The sequence below is a fragment of the Actinoplanes sp. NPDC021490 genome (genome assembly GCF_055562135.1).
In genome coordinates this window covers 388,598-410,770 of the sequence record NZ_JBVHFW010000003.1, presented here as the reverse complement: position 1 = coordinate 410,770, position 22,173 = coordinate 388,598, and the positions used below count along the sequence as shown (strand labels likewise).

Sequence of the window (22,173 nt, the reverse complement as noted above, 5' to 3'; positions counted from 1 at the left end):
CGGGCGAACGCTAGCGTCGGGAGGTGGCCCCAGCATGTACAGCAGTCGATGAATGGTCAGCCCTTGAGGAACGCCAGGAGGGCCTCGTTGAACTCGGCCGGGTGCGAGGCGTTGATGCCGTGCGGGCCGTCCTCGATGACGACGACCTGCGCGCCCGGGATGGCGGCGGCGGTGAGTTTGCCGCTGTTCTCGAACGGGACGATCGCGTCGCTGTCGCCGTGGATGACCAGCGTCGGGATGGTGATCTTGGCCAGGTCGGCGCGGAAGTCGGTGCGGCCGAACGCGGCCACGCAGTCCAGCGTGCCTTTCGGCGACGCGATGTGGGCCTGCTCCTGGGCGTAGCGGACCTGGGCGTCACTGACCTTCTGCTTGCGGCCGGCCTTGAAGAAGTTCTCGGCGAAGCCGTCGACGAAGGCGATGCGGTCGGCGACGATGCCGGCCTGGAACGCCTCGATCGTGGCGTCGTCGAGGGCGCCGTCCGGGTTGTCGTCGCCTTTGTGCAGGTAGGGCGGCACCGCTCCGGCGAAGACGGCCCGCGCCACCCGCTCGGTGCCGTAGGTGCCGAGATAGCGCGCGACCTCCCCGCCGCCCATCGAGAAGCCGACCAGCGTGACGCCGCGCAGGTCGAGATGGCGCAGCAGAGCCTCCAGGTCGGCGGCGAAGGTGTCGTAGTTGTAGGAGTCCCAGGGCCGGCCGCTCTGGCCGAAACCCCGGCGGTCGTACGTGATGACACGCTTGCCGGCCCCGATCAGAGCCGGTACCTGCGCCTCCCAGCTGCGGCCCGAGAGGGGCCAGCCGTGGATGAGCACCACCGGGTCGCCGGTGCCGAAGTCCTCGTAGTAGAGCTCGACGTTGTCCTGCACGTTGACGTATGGCATGCCTCATGCCTCTCACAGCCGGCGGCCCGGCGGGAGCCGAACGACGAAATCCGACGGTTGCTTTCGTCGTATCGATAAAAAGATTTCAATGTATTGACTAAAGTGGGAGTTCTCCGAGGATGGGGAGATGCGTTTCCTCGTACGCGGTGTCCTCGCGCTCGTCGCCTCCGCCGGCGTGCTGTTCGGGTTGCCGTCCTCGCCCGCCTCGGCCCACGGCACGCTGGCGATGTCGAACCCCGTGAACGGGGCCACCGTCGACGCGCCGATGGCGAGCGTCGAGCTGTACTTCACCGAGAAGGTGCCGGACAACGCGTTCTTCACGGTCACGGCGCCCGGTGGCGGGCGGGTCGACAACGGGTGGGAGCACGCGAGCCCGCGGCCCCTCGACAAGCCGGTCACCGAATACTTCATGGAGAACGGCAAGTTCGAGCCGCGGGAGTACAAGACCGGCTTCCCGGCGCGGATCCGGGTCGCGCACCTGCCGGCCGCCGGGGAGTACAAGATCGACTATCAGTCGCGGGCCTCGGACGGGGATGCCGTGCACGGGACGGTGACCTTCAAATACACCGGGCCGGTCACTCCCGCTCCCGCCGGGTGGGCGGCGCCGACCGGCCAGGCTGATCCGGCCTTGACCGGGGCGAGCGCGGCCGCCGTTTCCGCTCCGGTTGCCGATGCGGGCGTCAACTGGCTCGCCTGGCTCGGTGGGGCGGCCGGGCTACTGGTCGTGGTGGGCGCGCTGGTGGTGTGGCGCAGGCGCGGATTCACGCTGCCGCGGGTGCCCGTCGTGCCGATCGCGGTCGGGGCCGTTGTCGTGGCGCTGATCGGCGGGTATGCGCTCGGGCGGGCCACTGCTCCGCCCCCGGCGCCGCCCGCACCGGCCGCGGCTCCCTCGGGGGCGACCGGGCATCAGCACGGTGGCGGCGACGGCGGCGCGGCCAGCGTCGACGCGCTGGGCACGGCGGTCAGCGATCAGGGTTACACGATTCAGCCCGTACGGCGGTCGCAGCCGAAGGGCAGCACGGTGGACTACGCCTTCCGGATCGTCGGGGGCGACCAGCAGCCGGCCACCCGATATGCCGTCGTGCACGACAAGCCCCTGCACCTCGTGGTCGTCGGGCGGGGCCTGGCCGGGTTCCAGCACCTGCACCCCACGATGTCGCCCGACGGTCTGTGGTCGGTGCCGCTCAAACTGCCGGAGGCGGGCGCCTACCGCGTGTTCGCCGACTTCACCCTGGCCACCGCGGACGGCGCGACCACCCCGATCGTGCTCGGCGTCGACCACGTCGTGGCCGGGGACGGGCCGCAGGCCGAACTGCCCGCCCCGCAGACGATCGTCGAAGCCAAGCCGTTCCTGGTCTCGATGGAGGGCAGTCCCAAGCCCGGCGCCACGGTGCCCGTCCTGTTCCGGGTGGCGCGCTCCTCGCCCGGCCCGGCCGCCCTGGAGCGCTACCTGGGCTCGTACGGGCATCTCGTGGTCTTGCGGGAAGGCGACCTCGGCTACGTGCACGTGCATCCCGACCCCGAACTGGTGGACGGCGCGATCCGCTTCAACGTGTCCATCCCCGGCGCGGCCCGTTACCGCGCCTTCCTGGAGTTCCAGGTCGAGGGCAAGGTGCACCGGGCCGAGTTCACGCTCGACCTGACCTGAAATCGGGAGCCGGGCACCGGTTCAGTGGGCGATCCGGGCCAGGCTGTCGACCCAACTCTGGTGTGCGCGGCGCATCCTGCGGGCATGCACCGGCCGCACCACGGCCGGCAGAAGGCCGCGCTGGGTCTCCTCCGTTCGGATGCCGGTCCCGCCGTCGGGCCGGGGCGTGAGGGTCCAGGCGTGGTGACCTCGCGCGCCCAGACCCCGGCCCGTCCAGGCCAGGCGTTCAAACGGCTCGCACTCGGTGATCTCCGTGGTCACCCGTGTTCCGAAGGTCACCCAGGAGAAGCGGGTGCCGAGTTCCACCTCCGGCCAGCTTCCGGCGAGGTGGCGCACGTCGTGAGCGTTGCCGTAGTACGACTCCCAGCGGGTGGGATCGACCAGCCAGGACCACACGGCCGAGGGCGGGGCGGTGCTGTGAGCGAGGTTGACCTCGTGAATGGCCGCGCCCCGAGGATCGTGCCCGGCCGGCCAGCGGATGTCGGTCACGATTCGCTCCGTCCGAAAACGTTCAATCATTGAATAATGTCACCGCTAACGTATACCCGGCTCCGATATCGTGCAATGCATGAACGATGCCAACGCAGTCGGACCACAGGACGCCCCGGGCGGCCTGACCGTCGCCGAGGGGGTGGCCGCCCGGCCCGCGCTGCTTCTCGCGCACGTGGGCAGCGCCCTCGAAGCCGCCGCCGACGACTGGCTGGCCCCGAGCGGACTCAGCGGCCGTGACTACGCGGTGCTCGCCATCCTCACCACTGATGCCCCCGACACCCAGCACGAACTGGCCCGCCTGCTCGGAAAGGCCCCGGGCATCGCCGTCATCGCGGTCGACCGCCTCGAGGCGGCCGGTCTGGTCGAACGGCGTCGTGATCCGGCCGACCGCCGCCGGAGCCGGGTCGAGGCCACGCCGGCCGGCCGCAAGGCCCTGCGAAAAGCGGATCAACTGTCGGCCGACGGTCTGGCCCGCCTGTTCCCCGGACTCGACACCAGTCACCGCGACATGCTCTGGCAACTACTCGCCGGCGGCATGGCTCGCCCGCCCCGGCCGGGAGGGCGCCTGGAAGGCTGATTCCGACGTGGCGGACGAGTGTCTCGCAGCTCAGGCGGTTGCTCTCGCCGTGCTGCCCCAGGCCGGAACGACGCGCACGGGCAGACGCGCTGCGGAACCGCGTATCGATCATGGCGGCCGGGTACTGCGTCGGCCATGACAGCGGGTCCACAAAGCACGACCACCCGGAGCAAGACCGCCCCGGTGCTGCTGTGGTGCTGGGGCCTCCTTGCCGTTCTGCTGCTCGTCGCCCGGGTCCGGCTGGTGCACCAGGGTGTGCTGTTCGGAGCCTCGCGCGTCCTGTCGGTCGACGTGGTGATCACAGTGATCCTGCTGGCGTTCGCCGCGGTGCTGTACCGCAAGCGGGTGCGAACGGCCGGCAGCGCTGACGAGTCGCTGCCGTCAGTGCTGGTGGGCACGGTGGCCGGTGTTCTCGGGCTGCCCGCCCTGGTCGCCGCCCTGCTCAACCTGATAGCGCCGGCAACGCCGGGCGAGTTGGCCGCACCTGCTTGTTCGACCGCGCAGACCTACAACACGCCGTTCCGGGCGTTGACCGCCGGACCGGACGGCAACTTCGCCCGCTCGGGGCCGGGTCTCGGCTTCGCTCAGACGGACCGGTTCAGCAAGGGCTGCGTCATCGGGTTCAGCGGTTACTGCATCGGCGACCCGGTGCCCGACCCGATCCTTGAGGGCTGGACCGACACCCGGTGGCTGCTCGCCTCCGCGCATCGCGAGGGCTGGCAACGCGTGGCGGCGGACTGGTTGTCGCGGGAGCCGCAGCATCCTCGGTTCGTGTCGACGTCTTATCTGCGGGCGCAGAGCCCGGAGCGGGCCGACTTCGACCACCTTGGTGACCAGCGGTGCGAGGGTGGGCTGCCGATGCCCGAGGCGCCGACGATCGCGGTCAAGCCGACCGGCGAGCCGGGAGTCTTGGCCATGACCGCGCAGGCCCGGCACGCCTTCAACATGGGCGTGGCACTGGTGGTGGATCCGGCGAAGCTGCGGACGGGCACGCCGATGCGCCAGATCCCGGGCAGCGGCCAGGTGGACGCCGACGGCGGTGTCACGGTGCAGTGGGACAGCCGGGTGCTCCGCGGCCATCTGAAGGTGCCCGAGGTCAAGGTGGCCACGGTGACCGTGCTGGCCGTGCCCTGCCTCGACCCGCAGGCCCCGGCGGAGGCGTCGGCCACGATCGCCTTCGCCGTTCCGGCCGACGCGGCCAAGCCGGTGCGGCGGGTCGAGGCGACACCCCTGGCCGCCGGGGTGAAGAGCCGGCTTCGCGCGATCGCCTGCGATCCCGAGCAGGCTTCGACGAGGGCGCCCGCGGTGCGGGGCTCCTGAGCCGGTCCGCGAAATGCCTCTTAGGTGGTCCGGTTCACGGCGGCCGCGGCCAGGTCGGTCAGGGCGTCCCGCACGGTGGGGGTCAGGGGAGCGGCGGCCAGGGCGGTCCCGGCGGCCTCGGCCCGTACGCGGATCATCTGCTCGATCTGGTCCAGGGCTCCCGTCTCGACGATGATGGCCCGCAACTCCTCGGCCCCGGCGGCGTCCAGGTCGGGGTTGCCGAACAGCACCGCCAGCTGTGCGGCCTGTGGGCGGGTGGCGGCGTCGCGGGCCAGGGCCATCATCACCGTGGGCTTGCCCTCGCGCAGGTCGTCCAGGGTGGACTTGCCGGTCACCGTCGGGTCGCCGAAGACGCCCAGCACGTCGTCGCGCAACTGGAACGCGTCGCCCAGCGGGTCGCCGAAGTCGGTGAACGCGGCGTACAGGGCCCGTGGCGCGCCGGCCAGCCAGGCGCCGATCTGCAGGGGGCGGGTGACCGTGTACCGCGCGGCCTTCATGCGGATCACCGTGAGGGCGCTGGCCACCGACCCGTCGCCCACGCCGGAGACCAGGTCGAGGTACTGGCCGGCGATCACCTCCGTACGCATCAGCGCGAACGCCCCGTAGCCCTGGTGGATCTGCTTGGGCGGCAGCCCGCACTCGTGGAACATCTGCTCGGCCCACGCGGCGCACAGGTCGCCGCACAGCAGGGCGGTGTTGCGGCCGAAGGCCAGCGAGTCGCCGCGCCACGAATGACGGTCGTGCACGGTCGCGAAGAAGCGGTGCATGGACGGCTGGCCGCGCCGCCGGTCGCTGCCGTCGATGATGTCGTCGTGGATGAGCGCGAACGCGTGGAACAGCTCCAGCGCGGCCGCCGCGTTGATCACCTCGGCGCAGTCGTCGCCTCCGCCGCCGCGCCAGCCCCAATAGCAGAATGTCGGCCGGATCCGTTTGCCCCCGGCCAGTATGAAGCGCCGCAACGAGTCGAGGGCGCCGCGCGGGGCGCCGTCGGGCCACGACGGATCCTGACGGTCGATGAAGGACGCGAGGGCCGTGTCGAAGCGCTGCCGCAGTTCGGCGGCGGCCGGCGCTCGCGTCGCCTCCAGCGTCATGACAGCCCCGCCAGTCCGAGCAGCAGACCTTTGACCTCGGTGGCCGACACGTTTTCCCGTACGGCGGAAGGGTCCGAACACAACAGCACCGGAGCGTCCTCGGGATTCGTGGGCAGCCGCCCGTGCGACCCGCGGACCGCCCGCGCGCCCGCGTCGAGCCCGATCGGGTTCATCAGATAGCGCAGGCCCAGTTTCTTGCGGGCCACCGCGGTGATCGCCCGCCGTTTCGCCGCGGACGGATCGGCCGGATCGAAGAACAGTTCGGCCGGGTCGTATCCGGGTTTGCGGTGAATCTCCACGCACCGCGCGAAGTCCGGCGCCCGCGCGTCATCCAGCCAGTAGTAGTAGGTGAACCAGGCGTCCGGGTCGGCCACCAGAACCAGTTCCCCGGACCGCTCGTGGTCGAGGCCGGAGGACGCCTTCTCCGATTCGTCGAGCACCGACGCGACGCCGGGAACCGCGGCGCACAGTTTGGCGACGGCGGCGACGTCAGCGGGATCGCGGACATAGACGTGCGCCACCTGGTGGTCGGCCACGGCGAAGGCCCGCGACACCCACGGGTCCAGATATTCCATGCCGTCCTGGGTGTGCACCGACAGCAGCCCCTCGGCCCGGAGCATCCGGTTGATGTCGACGGGCTTGCTCACGTCGGTGATGCCGTATTCGGACAGCGCCACCACGGTGGTGTCCGGCACGGACAGCAGCGGCGCCAGCACCTCGTCGAGCGCGGCGGCGGCCGCGGCGGCCTGCGGCGAGGACGGCCCGAACCGCTGCAGGTCGTAATCCAGGTGCGGCACATAGACCAGGGTGAGATCCGGGTTGCGGGTCTCGAGGAGGTGCAACGCCGCATTGACGATCCATTGCGACGACGGCATTCCCGCCCCGGGTCCCCAATAAGTGAACAGCGGGAACGGCGGCAGCTCGTCGTGCAGCGAAGGCGGATACGTGTAGCAGTCCGGCTCTTTGCGCCCGTCGGCCCGATAGATCGGCCGCGGCGTGATGGTCCAGTCGACCTGCGCGCCCATCGCGTACCACCAGCAGACGTTGGCGACGGTGTAGTCCGGCCGCTGTTTGCGCGCGGCGTCCCAGATCTTCTCGCCCTGGACGAGCGCGTTGTGCTGACGCCAGAGGAAAACCTCGCCCAGGTCCCGGAAATACCAGCCGTTCCCGACGATTCCGTGGTCGGAGGGCATGGTTCCGGTCAGGAACGTCGACTGCACGGAACACGTGACGGCCGGGAGCACCGTGCCGAGCGGGGCCTGGAACCCGCGGCCGGCCAGGGCTTGCAGCCGGGGCATGTGGGCCAGCAGGCGCGGCGTCAGCCCCACCACGTCGAGCACCAGCAGCTTGGTCATCGAGCCACCCCTTCCACAGCCAGCAGATCCCGCGCGAAGGCCAGTTCGGCCGCGATCCCGTCGGCCAGGCCGGCCGCGTCCCGGGGTCGCTGTTCGAGAGGCAGAACCCCCCAGGTGTACGTCTCCACGTCGTAGTGCGCGCAGTCGGACGAGACGAGCAGCTCGTGCAGGGCCGTCCGCAGCACCGGCACGGTCGACGTCAGCGGCGCGGCCGGTTCGGCGTGCAGCGGCACGTGGTAGTGGATGCGCCACGGTCCCGGCAGCTTCTCGTCGAGGGCGGCATCGAGATCGTCGGTCGCCATCCCTTGCGAGGAGCGCGTCTGATGCAGGAAACGCGGTTCCACGTACGCCTGCAGCACGTCGGCCGCGGCCGACGGATCGTCCGCCTGCAGCGCCGCCGACACCTGCACCTTGACGATCGGCACCCCGGCCGCGCGAAGCCGTCCGATCGCCTCCGCCGGCTCTTCCCACGCCACCGCGAGATGGGCCAGGTCGAGGCACACGCCCAGCCGGGTGGTGTCCACGCCGGCCAGCAGTTCGGCCGCCTGGGTGGTGTTCTCGATCAAACAGCCCGGCTCGGGTTCGAAACCCACCCGCACGGTTCGCCCGGTGTCGGCCTCGATCCGGGCCAGTCCCCGGGCCAGCTCGTCGAGGTGCCCGAAGGCGGCCGACGCGCGCGAGGCGTCCCACGGCGTGCGCCACGCGATCGGCAGCGACGACACCGACCCGTACGCCGCCGAGTCCGGCATCAGGTCGACCAGCACCCGCGCGAGCTGGAGCGTGTATTCCAGGCGCTCCCGGGAGGTCCAGTCGGGGTAGTAGACGCCCAGCTTGACCACGGGGGCCTGGAACGCCTCGTACGGGAAGCCGTTGAGGGTGACCACCTCGAGACCGCGGGCGTCGAGCTCACGCCGCAGCCGCCGCCTGTCCTCGGGGGAGCCGGCCAGCCCGGCCGCCGCGGGGGCGGCCAGCCACAGGCCCAGACCCAGCACGTCGGCGTCGAGGCGTTGCCGGATCGGCAAGGCGTACGTGTCGAGCTGGTCGATGATGCCGGCGAGGTCCTCGGCCGGGTGCACGTTGGTGCAGTAGCTCAGATGCATCAGCTGCCTCCGCGCAGGATCGAGTTGCCCGCGAACGTCGGCGAGACCTCCGGCTGGTCCGAGATGTCGAGGCGGCCGGACTGCGAATAGAACTCGACCGGGTTGCGCCAGAGCACCCGGTCGACGTCGTCGTCGGAGAACCCGGCCTTCAGCATCGCCTCGCCGGTGCGCAGGGTGAGCAGCGGATCCGACTTGCCCCAGTCCGCCGCCGAGTTCACCAGCACCCGCTCCAGCCCGTACTCCTGCAGGATCGTCACCATCCGGTCCGGCGACATCTTCGTGTCGGGATAGATGGAGAATCCGGTCCACACGCCCGCGTCCCGGGCCGCCGCGACCGTCACCTCGTTCAGGTGGTCGAGCGCCACGCGGGCCGGGTCGATCCCCGACTCCTTGATGACGTCGAGGCTGCGCTGCGTGCCCCGGGCCTTGTCCCGGTGCGGGGTGTGCACCAGCGCGGGCAGGTCGTGGTCGAGCGCCAGCGCCAGCTGCGCCGAGAACGCCTCGTCCTCGGCCGGGGTCATCGAGTCGTATCCGATCTCGCCCACCGCGACCACGCCGTCCTTGGCCAGATAGCGCGGCAGCAGGTCGAGCACCGGCCGGCAGCGCGGATCGTTGGCCTCCTTGGGGTTGAGCGCGATCGTGGCGTGGTGCCGGATGCCGAACTGGCTCGCCCGGAACGGCTCCCACCCGATGATCGAGTCGAAGTAGTCGGTGAACGATCCCGGGCTGGTGCGGGGCTGGCCGAGCCAGAACGCGGGCTCGACCACGGCCCGGACGCCCGCCTCGGCCATCCGCGCGTAGTCGTCGGTGGTGCGCGACGTCATGTGGATGTGCGGGTCGAAGATGCGCATCAGACCTCCTGGCGGGAAAGGGATTCGAGCAGGGCGAGCGCGTCGGGTGGCATGTCCCGGCCGGCGGCCGAGCGTTCCTGGGCGAAGGCGCGCAGCATCGAACCCAGGGACGCGTCGGCCCTCTCGTGCAGCCGGTGCACCTTCTCGAGCGGCACGCCCATGAACACGCACTTGAGCACGGCCTGGCGCCACGCTTCGGGGCCGAGATGGTCCGCGTACGGGCCGAGGGCCGCCGCCACGAGCCGGGTGTCGTTGGTGCGCAGCGCGTCCTCGAGCAGCGGGACGGCGCTGTCACCGATCGGCAGCAGGGGCAGCGCTTTCAGCACGGCCAGCTTCTCGGCCGTGTCCCCGTAGCGGTAGATCTCGTGGATCTCGGCGGGGGGCACGGCCGCGAGCAGCAGGGCCCGGGCCGCCTCGTCGGTCGTCCATCCGTCGCCCAGTGGTTCCCGGCCGTAACGCCGGCCCGCGGCGGGAAACAGCCCGGCCACGGCTTGCGGCTGGTCGGTCGCCCGGCGAAGGTCATCGGTCAGCCGGTCATGGCCGGCCAGCCCGGTCCGCAGCGATTCCAAGGTGGTCATGCGTGGTCTCCTGCCTCTTTCAGCGCGTTGCGCAGGAAGTCCAGTGATTGTGCGGCGATCGTCGGCGCCGCATGCGAATGCCGCGGCAACTCCACCGACACGAGCCCGTCGTACGAGGCCGACAGCGCCGCCAGCACCGGCGGGAAATCGATCTCACCGGTCCCGAACTCGAGATGCTCGTGGGTGCCGCGCCGCATGTCGTCGATCTGCACGTTGACGAGGTTTTCGGCCACCGCGGTCACGCATTCGGCCACCGGCAGGGGTTCCAGGCACCGGCAGTGTCCGATGTCGAGGGTGATGCCGAAGCCGGCCGGTCGTCCGAGGTCGTCGTGCAGCCGCCGCCAGTCCGCGATGTCGTTGACCAGCATGCCCGGTTCGGGTTCGAATCCGAGCGTCACGCCCGCCTCGGCGGCGAAGTCGACGATTTGCCGCGTGCCGTCGACCATCCGGTCCCAGTGGCCGGCGGATCCGATGCCGGCCCAGAACGAGACCGCCTCCGCGCCCAGATCGGCCCCCACCCGTACGGCCCGGCGCAGATATTCGAGGCGCAGCGCGGGATCGTCGTCCATCAGCGTGGGCGAGTGCTTGCGCCACGGGTCGAGCAGATAACGCGCCCCGGTCTCGATCACCACCGCCAGCCCGAGCCGTTGCAGATCGGCGGCGACAGCGGCCGTCCGCCGGGCCAGGTCCGGCTCGAACGGATCCAGGTGGTTGGTGTCCAGGGTGAGCGCGACCCCGTCGTATCCGAGGTCGGCGATCACCCGCAGAGCCTCGGGCAGCCGGTGATTACCGAACCCGTTGGTTCCGTAGCCGAATCTCATGTCGGTGACACCTTCTTCGCCAGCCGCCGGGCAAGCGGTGCGAGCAGGGCCAGCCCGATCCCGTACGCCGGGGAACCCGCCTTCGCCGTCAGCGCGCCCTGCAGCCGCGGCAGATCGGTGATGCCGGCGCCCACGGCCGCGCGCACGTTCCCGGCGGTCGGCTCGGCCGCGGCCCGGGCCTGAGCGATGCCGTATCCGGCCGCGTACCACGCCGCGAGCAGTTGGGCCGGCCCCCGTTTCCGTCCGGCGGTCGCGGCCGCCAGCGCCACCGTTCCGGCGAGAGTCGTCAGGGGAAGCGCGGGTGTCGCGCCCTCGACCTCGCGGCGGGAGAGGGCGGTGACGGTGTAGGTGTGGGCGGCCACGGTCAGCGCGGCCGGCACGGCGTCCCGCATCCGGCCGCCGCTCGCCCCCAGCAGCACGTCGAGTCCCCGGCAGGCCGCCATGAAGGCCGGGCCGGCCGGGGTGTTCTTGGCCCACAGGTCGTAGGCCCAGACCGCCCCGGCCAGCGGCACGGCGACCGCGGCGGCCCGCCGCCCACCGGTCAGCGCGGCCAGGCCGACCCCGGCCGCGGTCAGCCCGGCGGCGGTGAGGAAGGCGTGCTCGGGCCGGACCCGGCCGGACGGGATGGGTCGCTGCGGTCGCTCCCGCGCGTCGATGTCACGGTCGGCCCAGTCGTTGGCGGCCATCCCGCCCCAGTAGAGGCAGACCGAAGCCGCCGCCAGGGCCGGGGTGGACGGGCGCATGCCGCCGGATGCGGCCGCTCCAGCCACGGTGTCGCCCGGAACGGACAGCGCGGCCGGAGCCCGGACGAGCTCGGCCAGGTCGCGCCAGCGCGACGCGCCCGGCGCGGTCGCGGGCGGCGAGACACCGGTCAGGGAAGCGGGAAGGGCGTCGGTCTCAGGCATGGGCGAGACCCCGTACGAAGGCGACCAGCCGTCCCCACTGTTCGGCCAGGCCGTGCGGCACCTCGCCGATCGGGTCCTTGAAGAAGAACGCCAGGTCGGTCAGCGGGCCGCTGCGCCCGGCGGCGTGGGCGGCCGCGGTCAGCCGGGCCAGGTCGAGCACGAGCGGCGCGGCCAGGGCCGAGTCGCAGCCGTGCCAGGAGAACTCCATCCGCATCTGGGTGCCGAGGAAGCCGCTGAACGTGATCAGATCCCAGGCCGTCTTGAAGTCGCCGATGTCGTCGACGTACTCGATGTGGCTGCTGCCCTGCGGCTGGTAGCCCAGGGTCTCGGCCAGCACCCGCTGCTTGCTGCCCGACTTGGCGGCCCGGGCGGCCGGGTCGGCCAGGTTGGCGCCGTCGCCGCCGCCCAGCAGGTTGGTGCCGGCCCAGGTGCGTACGCGCAGGTTCCGCATCGCGAACATGGGCGCCAGCACCGACTTGACCAGCGTCTCGCCGGTCTTGCCGTCGTGCCCGGCGTACGGCAGCCCGGCCCGGTCGGCCATCTCGACCAGCGCGGGCAGTCTGGTGCCGGTCGACGGCGTGAAGTCGATGAAGGCGCAGCCGGCGCTGAACGCGGCGTAGGCGTACAGGGAACTCGGCGGCAGCACGGCCCCGGGCCTGGCCAGGGCGGCGGTCAGAGCCTCCAGGCTCTGATGCGCGGGTCCCGCGGTGAACAGCGGCTCGGTCGACGAGACGTTGACGACCACGACCCGTTCGAGGCCGCGCCGCCGCCGGAAGTCGTCGATGTCCTGGGCCAGCAACCCGGCCACCTCGAGCTGGGTCTCGGCCGACGGCACGGGCCGCAGCTCACGTTGCAGGCCGTCCAGCTTGTCGGCCACGGCCGCCGCCGGGCGTGCGGGCAGCACACCGGCGGCGACCAGGCTCTCGACCTTCTTGTCCAGGGTGATGTCGCTGATGTCGTGGCCGCCGAAGACCAGGTCGCCCAGCCCGGGAAGGGCCGGCGACGCCAGCTCCGGTAGTTCCGTGACGCACCCCAGGGGCTCGGCGAGCCCGGCGCGTAGTGCGGTGGCCCCGACCATGCTGGTCACTGCCACAGATCCTCGTGCTCCGATCAACCACACGCCGGTCGTCATCCGAAACCTCCTACTTAGTTGCCGTAGACCTCGAAGTTGTAAAGCGAGTAACCCCAGGCCGTCGCCCGTTGGGTGCCATTGATGCGGACGTACCGGGCCTGGGCATTCAGGCCGGTGTGGTCGTCCTCGCCGCCGTTGGCGCCGGTGATCGACCGCGTGGTGGTCCAGGTGGTGCCGTCGAGAGAAATCTGGATCTGGTAGCCCGACCCGTACGCCGCCTCCCACTGCAGCCGCACCCGGTTGACGGTGCGCACCGAGCCCAGGTCGACGCGGATCCACTGCGGGTCGCTGAACGCGCTCGACCAGCGGGTCGTGGTCGAAGCGTCCACCGCGTTGGTGGCCGGGTAACTGCTGTTCTCGACGCTGGACGCGGTGGCCGGCTTGTTCAGGGCCAGGTTCGTCACGGGCGGCTGCCCGGTCAGTTCCTTGACCCGGATGTTGCGGAACGAGGCCACGTCACCGTCGCCGTGGTTCTGGATGCCGATGTAGCCGTCCAGGTTGCGGGCCGGGTCGGTGTTGGTGAAGTCGTTGACGAGCTTGCCGTTGAGATAGACGCGGATGCGCTGGCCCTCGACGAGCAGCTCGTACGCGTTCCACTCGCCGGGCGGGTTGAGCGCGGCGTCGCGGGCGGCCAGGTCGGCCGACTTGAACGTGTAGATCGCGCCGGTGGTGCGGTCGGCCGCGTCGGTGGCGTCGATCTGCACCTCGTAGCCCTGGTTGACCGCCACCCACGGGTCGTTGCCCGGGTTGGGGAAGCCGACGAAGATGCCCGAGTTGCTGTCGCCGGTCAGCCGCCAGTCGGCCTTGAGCGAGTACGACGTGAACTGCTTGGCCGAATACCAGTACAGGCCCATGCCGCCGGTCGAGGTCAGGGTGGCGTCGCTGTTGGTGAAGCTGCCCGGCCCGGACTGCGACCAGCCGGTGGTGCTGCCGTTGTAGAGCGCGGTGTAGCCGGTCTCGGGGCGGCAGTCGGCCTTGGCCCGGTTCGCCGTGTAGCGCAGCCCGCCCAGCAGGTGGTTGCGGAAGTTGGCTTCCGAGTACGAGGCCTGGGTGTGCCCGAAGCCGGTGTACCAGGAGCGTCCGCTCTCGACCGTCTTGCACCAGGCGATCGGGTGGTCCGCGCCCATGTTGCCGCCCGAGTACGTCGACTCGTCCAGCGTGGCCAGCACGTGCGCGCTGCTGCGCGGGTTGCTCTGGTAGTTGTAGAGCTCGTCCGTGCGCGTCCAGGTCTGCGGCAGGTGGGCGCTGCTCGGGTGACCGCGGTCCTCGACCCGCGAGGTGACCTGCTGGATCGCCGGGTGCGAGTGGAAGTACGCCCCGACCAGCTGGCCGTAGAAGGGCCAGCTGTATTCGGTGTCGGCCGCCGCGTGCACGCCGACGTATCCGCCGCCGCCCCGGACGTACGACTCGAAGGCGGTCTGCTGGGTGTCGTTGAGGACGTCGCCGGTCGTGTTGAGGAAGACGACCGACTCGTATTGGGCCAGGTTGGCGGTGGTGAACGCGTTCGCGTCCTCGGTGGCGGTGACCGTGAAGTTGTTGGCCGCCCCCAGGTCGCGGATCGTCTGGATGCCGACCGGGATGGCGTCGTGCCGGAAGCCGGCGGTTTTGGAGAAGACCAGGACGTCGTACGGGGCGTCGGCCGCGGACGCGGGCGACGCCGTGAATGTGCACGCGGTCAGGGCGATCAGGGTCGCCGCACCGGCTATGAGCTTGCGCATAGAGCCTCCAATTGCGGGGGAGGTGGGCGCCCGCTTGGGGGAGCGGGCGCCCACACTCGACGGGGAAGGATCAGCTGCCGTACACCTCGAAGTTGAAGAGGGAGTAGCCCCAGGCGGTGGCCCGGGCCGTGCCGTTGATGCGGACGTAACGGGCCTGCGCGCTCAGCCCGGTGTTGTCGTCCTCGCCGCCGTTGCCCCCGGTCACCGACCGGGCGGTGGTCCAGGTGGTTCCGTCGGTGGAGGTCTGGATCCCGTACGCCGATCCGTAGGCCGACTCCCATTGCAGCCGTACGCGGGAGACGGTGCGGGTCGCGCCCAGGTCGACCTGGATCCACTGCGGGTCGCTGAACGCGCTCGACCAGCGGGTGGTGGCCGACGCGTCCACCGCGGCCGAGGCCGGATAGGTGGCGCTCTCGCTGCTGGAGGCGGTGGCCGGCTTGTTGAGCGAGAGCAGGCTCGCCGCCGTGCCGGTGGTGAACGAGAAGCTGTCCACATCGAACAGCGCCCCGGTCGTGCCGCCCGCGAAGGTCAGGTAGAGCGACGTGGTGCCGGCCGGCGCCCCTGCGATCGCGCCGGTGACGTTGACGAACGTGTCCCAGGAGCCGGTCGGGGCCACCGCGGCCGAGCCGATGACCGTTCCGGTCGGTGATCCCGTACGCACCTGGAACGTGCCGCCGATGCCGGCCGAGGAGACCCGGGCCGTGAACGACGTGGCGTTGTTCAGCTTGTACGGGTCGAACTCGATCCAGTCGCCGTTGTTGATGTCGCCGACGGTCTGACCGCCCTCGGCCGACGTCTTACTCATCTTGGCCACGCCCGACGAGGTCTTGTAGTGCTCGGCCTGCCGCTTGCGGGGGGCCAGGATGTTCTGGGCGTGCGTGGTCAGCCCGCCCTTGTCGGTGTAGGACGCGTCGAAGATCGGGAAGATGTTCGCGGCGTCGTCGTGCTCCCCGTCGGTGGGGATGGTGATCGTGCCGGAACAGCCGGTCTGCGACGTGATCTGGTGCGCGTGCTGGTCGTGCCCGAGCACGTAGGCCATCGTCACCTTGGTGCAGTCGATCGTCCCGTCCTCGGGGTCGGTGACGGTGACGCTCCACGGGACGCTGTCGCCGAACGACACCAGCTGGCCCGCGGCGGGGGAGTTGATGGTGACCGTGGGCGCGGTGTTGCCCACGCTGATGCTCACGCTCGACGTGCCGGTCGCGCCCTGCGGGTCCCGCACGGTCAGCGTCGCGGTGTAGGTGCCGTTGGTGGCGTACGTCTTGGCCGGGTTGGCCGCCGTCGACGTGGTGCCGTCGCCGAACGCCCACGAGTAGGTGAGCGCCCCGCCCTCGGGGTCGCTGCTGCCGGTCGACGAGAACGTGACGGTCAGCGGGGCGGCCCCGGAGGTCGGACTGGCCGCGGCCACCGCGGTCGGCGCCCGGTTGCCGCCGGCCACGTAGTCGTAGCGGTAGAGCGCCGAGTTGGCGTCGCCGTTGAAGTAGCCGGTGCCGTAGTCGAGGACATAGAGCGCGCCGTCCGGGCCGAACGCGGAGTCCATCACCTGCTTGCCGTTCCACGGGAAGGTGTCGATCGTCCCCGGCGTGCCGTTGGCGTTGACCACGATCGGCTTGATCCAGCCCCGGCCGAACTCGGCGGCGAAGAACTGCCCGTCGAAGACCTGCGGGAACTTGGTGGTGGACGGGTTGCTCGCGCTGTACCGGTAGACCGGGCCGCCCATCGGCGACTCGGAGCCGCCGCCGAACTCGGGCGGCGAGCCGGCGTCACCGGCGTACCGGATCCAGGCCGGTTTGGCGGCGGGCAGCGTGGCCTGACCGGTGTTGCGGAACGAGTTGTTGGCCGGTCCGCCGGTGCAGTTGTACTTGGCTCCGCCGGTGCCGGCCGCGAAGTCCCATTCGTTGTACGTCTCGGCGCTGGTGTTCGTGCCGGTGCAGTACGGCCAGCCGTAGTTGCCGGGCGCGGTGACCCGGTTGAACTCGACCTGCCCGGACGGGCCGCGGGTGGCCGACGACGTGCCCGCGTCGGGACCGTAGTCACCGACGTAGACCGCGCCGGTGGCCTTGTCGACGCTGATCCGGAACGGGTTGCGGAACCCCATCGCGTAGATCTCGGGCCGGGTATTGGCCGTGCCCGGCGCGAACAGGTTGCCCGAGGGGATCGCGTACGAGCCGTCCGCGTTGGGCTTGATTCGCAGGATCTTGCCGCGCAGGTCGTTGGTGTTGGCCGCGCTGCGCTGCGCGTCGTAGACCGGGTTGCGGTTGGTGCGCTCGTCGATCGGCGAGTAGCCGGCCGAGTCGAACGGGTTGGAGTCGTCGCCGGTCGAGATGTAGAGGTTGCCGGCCGCGTCCCAGTCCATGTCGCCGCCGACGTGGCAGCACATGCCCCGGTCGGTCGCCACGTCGAGCACATTGACCTGGCTGGCCGTGTTGACGGTGAAGTCGGCGTTCAGCGTGAACCGGGACAGCCGGTTGACGCCCTGCCAGGTGGCCCAGGTCGCGGCGGTTCCGGTGGCCGGGGCATCGCCCGCGGGCGTGTTCAGCGGGGGCGCGTAGAACAGGTAGATGTGCCGGTTGGTGGCGAAGCCGGGGTCGACCGCCACGCCCTGCAGACCCTCCTCGTCGTGGGTGTAGACGGGCAGGGTCGCGATCACGGCGGTGTTGCCGGCCGCGTCCGTACGCCGGAGGGTTCCGTTACGCGCCGTGTGCAGCACCGAGCGGTCGGGGAGCACCGCGAGGCTCATCGGCTCGCCGGTCTCGGCGACGCCCTTGGCCAGCGTGACCTGCTGGAAGTCGGCCGGATTGATCACCGCGGTGGCCGGGCTCGCCGCGACGGTGAGGACGGAGGAGAGCAGGAGCGATGCCGTACCCATCGTTACTAATCGATGTGAGCGGGTTCGTCTTTTCACGTGGTCCCTTCCTGACTGGGGATGGCCAGGTGGGTGCCTCCGGCATCAGCGGGGATCTGATACGCGCCGGAAACATTCCTGTAGTGGGGCTCACGTTAGGAACTTCGCGACGGTCCTGTCCAGACTTTCGGATCGACCGGCATAACTTTTGCAGTATTAGTCGAAAGCAGCCCCCGGCTCTTCCTCACTGCTTCACAACTTGATTTAAGCGGGCTCGGTGAGCGGTAGCCGCACGGTGAAGGTCGTGCCGACGTGCTGGCGGCTCTCGACGACGATGCGGCCACCGTGGTCGGTCACGATGCGGTGGGCGATCGTCAGTCCCAGGCCGGTGCCGCCGGTGGCGCGCTGCCGGGCCGGGTCGGCGCGCCAGAAACGGTCGAACACGTGCGGCAGGTCGCTAGCCGCGATGCCGACACCGGTGTCCTGCACCGTGACCACCGCCTCGCCGTTCTCGGCCCGCACGCGTACGAGAACCTGGCCGTCCCGGTCGGTGTAGCGGATCGCATTGGTCAGCAGGTTGCCGAGCACCTGCCGGATCCGGTCCTGGTCGGCCTCGGCCCAGACCGGCGCCGAGGCGTCCACGGTCAGCGCCACCCCCGCCTCGGCGGCCACCGCCCGGTGCGCCGTCACCGTGCCCGAGGCCAGGTCGGCCAGTTCGATCGGCATCCGCGTGTACCCCAGGTCGCCCGCCTCGGCCAGGGCCAGCACCTGCAGGTCGTCCAGGATGCGGCCCTGCAGCATGGTCTCCTCGTGCAGCGACACGAACAGCTCCCGGCTCGGCTCGATCACCCCGTCCGACAGGCCCTCGAGATAGCCGCGCAGGTTCGACAACGGCGTACGCATCTCGTGCGCGACGTCCGCGATGAGCCGGCGCTGCCGCTCCTCGCTCTGCTGCACCGCCTCGGCCATCGAGTTGAACGAGGTGCCCAGCCGGGCCAGCTCACCCCGCCCCTGGATCCGCACCCGGGCGTCGAGCTGACCGGCCGCGAGCATCTGGGAGGCGCCGGTGAGCCGCCGCACCGGGCTGCTGACCTGCCGGGCGATCAGGAACGTGCCGATCAGCGCGACCAGGATCAGCCCGGCCGCGCCGGCCAGACCGCGCCGGCCGAAGTCCTTGATGCCGACCTCGCCCCGGCCGCCCAGATAGAGCTCGAGCGGGACGGCCGAGCTGGTCACCACGGTGTCGGAGTAGGCCTGGGCCAGGCAGAACGACGTCTGCTTGACACTCGTCGCGACCGGCAGTTCTCTCCGGAGGCCGGCGCACTGGCCGTAGTACTCCCAGAAGTTGGTGATCCAGCCCTTGTCCCGGAGCACCTTGGTGAGGGCGCTGCGGGTGCAGGCGGGCGACAGCTTGAGCTGCGCGCTGCTGACGTACGGCGCGACGTCCGAGGCCAGCGCGGGCTCCTCGCCCAGCGTCTCGTTCAGGCAGCGCACGAGCACGATACCGGCCCGGAACTGGGCCGCTTGCCGCAGCACGAGCGCCGGCGTGCTGCCGTAGAGAGGATCGGCCGGGGCCGGGCCGAAGATGTCCCGCGGCACCAGATCGATCTTCCGGTACGTCTCGGTGGCCTGCGGCCGCTGGGTCACGGCCGTCGGCACCGTCAACGGCGGGTACGCGTCGATGTCGTACGCGATCGGTTGCACCGGCCCGGACGCCCGCTTGGCCTCGATGTCCGAGTCGACCAGCACCACGCCCTCGTCGCGGGTCTGCACGCGCAGGTGCAGGCCGGTCCGGTCGGACAGGTCGGTGACCAGGCGGTCGAGACCGGGCCACTGGCCGCGCGTGCGCCCGTACCGCTGGATCGTGTCGACGATCTCCGCCCGGTACCGGTTCTGCGACTCGACCGCCTGCGACACCTCGCGCCGGGTCAGCTGCAGGGTGAGGATCGCGGTGGCGCCGATCGCGGTCACCGCCACCAGCATGACCAGTGCGAAGATGCGGATCCGGAAACTCAATGCTCGGCCATCCGATAGCCCCGGCCGTAGACGGTCTGCACGTAGCGGGGCTCGGCCGGGTCCTCCTCGACCTTGCGGCGCAGGTTCACGATGTGCGCGTCGACCGTACGGGCCGAGACGTCGTGCTCGAAGCCGAACGTCTTGTCGATGATCTGCGCGCGGGTGAACACCCGGCCCGGCTCGCGCGCCAGCAGCTCGAGGATGCCGAACTCCTTGGCGGTCAGGGTGACGGTGACGCCGCGTACGCGAACCTCGAACCGGCCCGCGTCCACCTCGAGCTGGCCCACCCGGATCACCGACGACGGACCGTCGGCCGCGCCCGTCCGCCGCAGCAGCGCCCGCACCCGGGCCGTCAGCTCCCGCGGGCTCACCGGCTTGGGCATGTAGTCGTCGGCCCCGATGTCCAGCCCCAGCAGCATGTCGTTCTCCGACGAGCGGGCGGTGACCATCAGGATCGCGATGTTCGACTCGGCCCGCAGGATCCGGCACACGTCCAGCCCGTCGACCAGCGGCATCATCACGTCCAGCACGACCAGATCGGGCTTGCGGGCCCGAGCCACGTCGAGAGCCGACCGGCCATCACCCACGGTGATCACCTGGTGGCCCTCGCGCTCCAGGTAGAGCCGGATGAGCTGGGCGTGCTTCGGGTCGTCGTCGGCCACCAGGATACGTGCGGTCACGCTGGCGATTCTGGCTTCTCCATGCCACCCCGGCCAAGAAATGTTGGATTCCGGTGAAGATCCCGGCCAATTGCCGTGCGGCCACAAGTTCTTCACAGGTTGCCCCGCACGCTTCCTCCGCCAAGCCAGTGGGAGGAGCCGACATGTGTGGGTTGAACGTCTTCGTGAGCAGCCGGCCGGCCGCCGGAGCGCCGGACCCGGCGTCCCAGGCGGCCTTCGCCGCCGCGCTCGAGACGATGCACCACCGCGGCCCGGACGACACCCGGGTGGAATTCGCCGACGGGGCCGCCTTCGGCTTCAAGCGGCTCGCGATCATCGACCGGGCCGAGGCCGCGCAGCCGGTGCATTACAAGGACCGCTGGACCGTCGTCTTCAACGGCGAGATCTACAACTACCGGGAGTTGCGGGCCGAGCTGATCCGCGACTACGGCGCCACGTTCGCTACCGAGGGTGACAGCGAGGTGCTGGCCGCGGCCTTCCACTTCTGGGGCCCGGCGGCCCTGCCCCGGCTGCGCGGCATGTTCGCCTTCGCCGCGTACGACCACTGGACCGGGACCCTGCACGCCGCCCGCGACCAGTTCGGCATCAAGCCGCTCTACCTGCTCGAAACCGTGGACGGGCTGTTCCTGGCCAGCGAGCGCAAGGCCCTGCTGCCGTTCGCCGGCGACCCGGCCGCGTCGCTCGACACCGACGCGCTCGCCCACTACTTCACCTTCCAGTTCGTGCCCGACCCGCAGACCCTGCACCGCCAGATCCGCCGGCTCCCGCCCGGTCACCACCTGACCTGGACGCCGGGCGGCGGGGTGCGGCTCTCCCGATACTTCCGGCCCTCGTTGCGGCCGCTGACCCGCAAACCCGAGGACGCGTACGAGGGCATCCGGGACGCGCTGCGGGACAGCGTCCGCAAGCACCTGCACGCCGAGGTGCCGGTCGGGGCGTTCCTGTCCAGCGGCGTCGACTCGTCGGCGATCGTCGCGCTGGCCCGCGAGCACAAGCCCGACCTGCACGTGTTCACGGCCGGGTTCGCCCACGACGGCTACTCCGAGATCGAGATCGCCGAGGACACAGCCAGGCAACTCGGCGTACGGATCACCCCGACCGTGGTCACCGAGGACGACGTGATCCGCGAGCTTCCCCGGATCGTGCACCTGCTCGACGACCCGGTGGCCGACCCCTCGCTGATCCCGCTGTACTTCCTGGCCCAGACCGCGTCGCGCTACGTCACCGTGGTGCTGTCCGGCGAGGGCTCCGACGAGCTGTTCGGCGGCTACACGATCTATCGCGAGCCGGCGTCGCTGGCCGGCATCGAACGGCTCCCGGCCGGGATGAAGCGCGGCCTGCGCGGCCTGGCCCACGCCATCCCCGAGGGGGTGCGCGGCCGCAGCTTCCTCGAACGCGGCACCACCCCGATCGAGGAGCGCTACTACGGCAACGCCCGCATCTTCAGCCCCGACGAGAAGGCCGAGCTGCTGCGTTTCACGGCCGAACCCCACACGGCGATCACTTCCCACCTGTACGCCGAGACCGCCGACGTCGACGCGGTCGCCTCCATGCAGTACGTGGACCTGCACACCTGGCTGCCCGGGGACATCCTGGCCAAGGCCGACCGGATGTCGATGGCGCACTCGCTGGAGCTGCGCGTGCCGTTCCTCGACCAGGCCGTCTACGCCGCCGCGGCCGGCCTGCCGACCGAGCTCAAGCTGCCCGCGCACAACCGCAACACCACCAAGCACGCGCTGCGCGAGGCCATGCGCGGCATCGTCCCCGAGTCGGTGCGCGAACGCCGCAAGCTCGGCTTCCCCACCCCGACCCGGCTGTGGCTCAAGGGCGGCATCGGCGACTGGGTGGGCGGCCTGATCGCCGGCTCGGCGCCCCGCCACCTGATCGATGTGGACTACGCGCTCCGGTTGCTCACCGAACACCGCGCGGGCACGGCCGACCACTCCCGCAAGATCTGGGCGGTGGCCATGTTCTGCCTGTGGTGGGCCATCTTCGTCGACGGCACGATCCGGCCGGAGCCGGCCTTCACCGCCCGGTCCACTTCGGCCCTCCCGCCTTCGTCGTTCCCGTCCTCGTCGTTCCCGTCCTCCTCGGCCACCTCTTCCTCGGCCACGTCCTCTTCGGTGCCGAACGACCGATGGGCGACAGTTATGACTGGCCAGTAGG

At 70.8% G+C, this 22,173-nt stretch carries 18 protein-coding genes; 4 read left to right on the top strand and 14 right to left on the bottom strand.

All coding sequences use genetic code 11. From position 1 onward, the window contains the following. Window positions 1-56: 56 nt before the first annotated feature. Window positions 57-878 (bottom strand): alpha/beta fold hydrolase, encoded by an 822-nt coding sequence (locus ACZ3I4_RS10235; RefSeq protein WP_465381562.1) that lies wholly within the window; start codon window positions 876-878, stop codon window positions 57-59. Window positions 879-1,005: 127 nt separating this feature from the next. On the opposite strand from ACZ3I4_RS10235, the gene ACZ3I4_RS10230 reads away from it, so the two are divergent. Then, entirely contained in the window at window positions 1,006-2,526 is a 1,521-nt protein-coding gene (locus ACZ3I4_RS10230; protein WP_465381561.1) for a copper resistance CopC family protein, read from the top strand. 21 nt (window positions 2,527-2,547) lie between these two features. On the opposite strand, the gene ACZ3I4_RS10225 is transcribed toward ACZ3I4_RS10230, so the two are convergent. Beyond that, window positions 2,548-3,015: an SRPBCC domain-containing protein gene (locus ACZ3I4_RS10225; protein WP_465381560.1), complete on the bottom strand. Its 468-nt coding sequence runs from the start codon at window positions 3,013-3,015 to the stop codon at window positions 2,548-2,550. A 79-nt stretch (window positions 3,016-3,094) separates the two neighbouring features. On the opposite strand from ACZ3I4_RS10225, the gene ACZ3I4_RS10220 reads away from it, so the two are divergent. Next, window positions 3,095-3,595: a MarR family winged helix-turn-helix transcriptional regulator gene (locus tag ACZ3I4_RS10220; RefSeq protein ID WP_465381559.1), complete on the top strand. Its 501-nt coding sequence runs from the start codon at window positions 3,095-3,097 to the stop codon at window positions 3,593-3,595. 135 nt (window positions 3,596-3,730) lie between these two features. Beyond that, the gene (locus ACZ3I4_RS10215; protein WP_465381558.1) at window positions 3,731-4,915 is read left to right on the top strand and encodes a hypothetical protein; all 1,185 of its coding nucleotides are present in this window, start codon (window positions 3,731-3,733) and stop codon (window positions 4,913-4,915) included. Window positions 4,916-4,935: 20 nt separating this feature from the next. Here the strand turns inward: ACZ3I4_RS10215 and ACZ3I4_RS10210 are convergent, their stop codons facing one another. The 12 genes from ACZ3I4_RS10210 to ACZ3I4_RS10155 all read right to left on the bottom strand — a co-directional run bounded on the left by ACZ3I4_RS10210 (window position 4,936) and on the right by ACZ3I4_RS10155 (window position 20,016). Next, window positions 4,936-6,006, bottom strand: coding sequence for a polyprenyl synthetase family protein (locus tag ACZ3I4_RS10210; protein WP_465381557.1), 1,071 nt, complete (start codon window positions 6,004-6,006; stop codon window positions 4,936-4,938). Further along, window positions 6,003-7,361, bottom strand: a complete 1,359-nt coding sequence (locus tag ACZ3I4_RS10205) for an alkaline phosphatase family protein (protein ID WP_465381556.1) — start codon at window positions 7,359-7,361, stop codon at window positions 6,003-6,005. The genes ACZ3I4_RS10210 and ACZ3I4_RS10205 overlap by 4 nt, the downstream gene beginning before the upstream one ends. Then, the gene (gene eboE / locus ACZ3I4_RS10200; protein WP_465381555.1) at window positions 7,358-8,461 is read right to left on the bottom strand and encodes a metabolite traffic protein EboE; all 1,104 of its coding nucleotides are present in this window, start codon (window positions 8,459-8,461) and stop codon (window positions 7,358-7,360) included. Before eboE ends, ACZ3I4_RS10205 begins: the two co-directional genes overlap by 4 nt. Next, a complete protein-coding gene (locus ACZ3I4_RS10195) occupies window positions 8,461-9,312 on the bottom strand; it encodes a TatD family hydrolase (protein WP_465381554.1) in 852 nt (283 codons plus the stop codon). The genes eboE and ACZ3I4_RS10195 overlap by 1 nt, the downstream gene beginning before the upstream one ends. Beyond that, window positions 9,312-9,890, bottom strand: a complete 579-nt coding sequence (locus ACZ3I4_RS10190; protein WP_465381553.1) for an EboA domain-containing protein — start codon at window positions 9,888-9,890, stop codon at window positions 9,312-9,314. Before ACZ3I4_RS10190 ends, ACZ3I4_RS10195 begins: the two co-directional genes overlap by 1 nt. Then, on the bottom strand, window positions 9,887-10,711 hold the full coding sequence (locus tag ACZ3I4_RS10185; protein ID WP_465381552.1) for a sugar phosphate isomerase/epimerase family protein: 825 nt from the start codon (window positions 10,709-10,711) through the stop codon (window positions 9,887-9,889). The genes ACZ3I4_RS10190 and ACZ3I4_RS10185 overlap by 4 nt, the downstream gene beginning before the upstream one ends. Next, entirely contained in the window at window positions 10,708-11,616 is a 909-nt protein-coding gene (locus ACZ3I4_RS10180; protein ID WP_465381551.1) for an SCO3242 family prenyltransferase, read from the bottom strand. Before ACZ3I4_RS10180 ends, ACZ3I4_RS10185 begins: the two co-directional genes overlap by 4 nt. Beyond that, window positions 11,609-12,748 carry an inositol-3-phosphate synthase gene (locus tag ACZ3I4_RS10175; protein WP_465381550.1) on the bottom strand — a complete coding sequence of 380 codons (1,140 nt, stop codon included), beginning with the start codon at window positions 12,746-12,748 and terminating at the stop codon, window positions 11,609-11,611. The genes ACZ3I4_RS10180 and ACZ3I4_RS10175 overlap by 8 nt, the downstream gene beginning before the upstream one ends. Window positions 12,749-12,762: 14 nt before the next feature. Continuing rightward, window positions 12,763-14,466, bottom strand: a complete 1,704-nt coding sequence (locus ACZ3I4_RS10170) for a ThuA domain-containing protein (RefSeq protein ID WP_465381549.1) — start codon at window positions 14,464-14,466, stop codon at window positions 12,763-12,765. Between the two features lie 70 nt (window positions 14,467-14,536). Next, on the bottom strand, window positions 14,537-17,335 hold the full coding sequence (locus tag ACZ3I4_RS10165) for a PQQ-dependent sugar dehydrogenase (RefSeq protein WP_465381548.1): 2,799 nt from the start codon (window positions 17,333-17,335) through the stop codon (window positions 14,537-14,539). A gap of 240 nt (window positions 17,336-17,575) precedes the next feature. Then, on the bottom strand, window positions 17,576-19,327 hold the full coding sequence (locus tag ACZ3I4_RS10160; protein WP_465381547.1) for a sensor histidine kinase: 1,752 nt from the start codon (window positions 19,325-19,327) through the stop codon (window positions 17,576-17,578). Beyond that, entirely contained in the window at window positions 19,324-20,016 is a 693-nt protein-coding gene (locus ACZ3I4_RS10155; RefSeq protein WP_465381840.1) for a response regulator transcription factor, read from the bottom strand. The genes ACZ3I4_RS10160 and ACZ3I4_RS10155 overlap by 4 nt, the downstream gene beginning before the upstream one ends. Window positions 20,017-20,150: 134 nt before the next feature. Here ACZ3I4_RS10155 and asnB point away from each other — a divergent pair, with 134 nt between their 5' ends. Beyond that, the gene (gene asnB / locus ACZ3I4_RS10150; RefSeq protein WP_465381546.1) at window positions 20,151-22,172 is read left to right on the top strand and encodes an asparagine synthase (glutamine-hydrolyzing); all 2,022 of its coding nucleotides are present in this window, start codon (window positions 20,151-20,153) and stop codon (window positions 22,170-22,172) included. The last annotated feature ends 1 nt before the right edge of the window (window position 22,173 follow it).

Coding starts and splice junctions, on each gene's coding strand:
- ACZ3I4_RS10170 (WP_465381549.1), bottom strand. CDS start 14,466: ATGCGCAAGCTCATAGCCGGTGCGGCGACCCTGATCGCCCTGACCGCG.
- ACZ3I4_RS10220 (WP_465381559.1), top strand. CDS start 3,095: ATGAACGATGCCAACGCAGTCGGACCACAGGACGCCCCGGGCGGCCTG.
- ACZ3I4_RS10210 (WP_465381557.1), bottom strand. CDS start 6,006: ATGACGCTGGAGGCGACGCGAGCGCCGGCCGCCGCCGAACTGCGGCAG.
- ACZ3I4_RS10165 (WP_465381548.1), bottom strand. CDS start 17,335: ATGGGTACGGCATCGCTCCTGCTCTCCTCCGTCCTCACCGTCGCGGCG.
- ACZ3I4_RS10190 (WP_465381553.1), bottom strand. CDS start 9,890: ATGACCACCTTGGAATCGCTGCGGACCGGGCTGGCCGGCCATGACCGG.
- ACZ3I4_RS10205 (WP_465381556.1), bottom strand. CDS start 7,361: ATGACCAAGCTGCTGGTGCTCGACGTGGTGGGGCTGACGCCGCGCCTG.
- ACZ3I4_RS10230 (WP_465381561.1), top strand. CDS start 1,006: ATGCGTTTCCTCGTACGCGGTGTCCTCGCGCTCGTCGCCTCCGCCGGC.
- ACZ3I4_RS10180 (WP_465381551.1), bottom strand. CDS start 11,616: ATGCCTGAGACCGACGCCCTTCCCGCTTCCCTGACCGGTGTCTCGCCG.
- eboE (WP_465381555.1), bottom strand. CDS start 8,461: ATGCATCTGAGCTACTGCACCAACGTGCACCCGGCCGAGGACCTCGCC.
- ACZ3I4_RS10185 (WP_465381552.1), bottom strand. CDS start 10,711: ATGAGATTCGGCTACGGAACCAACGGGTTCGGTAATCACCGGCTGCCC.
- ACZ3I4_RS10215 (WP_465381558.1), top strand. CDS start 3,731: ATGACAGCGGGTCCACAAAGCACGACCACCCGGAGCAAGACCGCCCCG.
- ACZ3I4_RS10235 (WP_465381562.1), bottom strand. CDS start 878: ATGCCATACGTCAACGTGCAGGACAACGTCGAGCTCTACTACGAGGAC.
- ACZ3I4_RS10175 (WP_465381550.1), bottom strand. CDS start 12,748: ATGACGACCGGCGTGTGGTTGATCGGAGCACGAGGATCTGTGGCAGTG.
- ACZ3I4_RS10195 (WP_465381554.1), bottom strand. CDS start 9,312: ATGCGCATCTTCGACCCGCACATCCACATGACGTCGCGCACCACCGAC.
- asnB (WP_465381546.1), top strand. CDS start 20,151: ATGTGTGGGTTGAACGTCTTCGTGAGCAGCCGGCCGGCCGCCGGAGCG.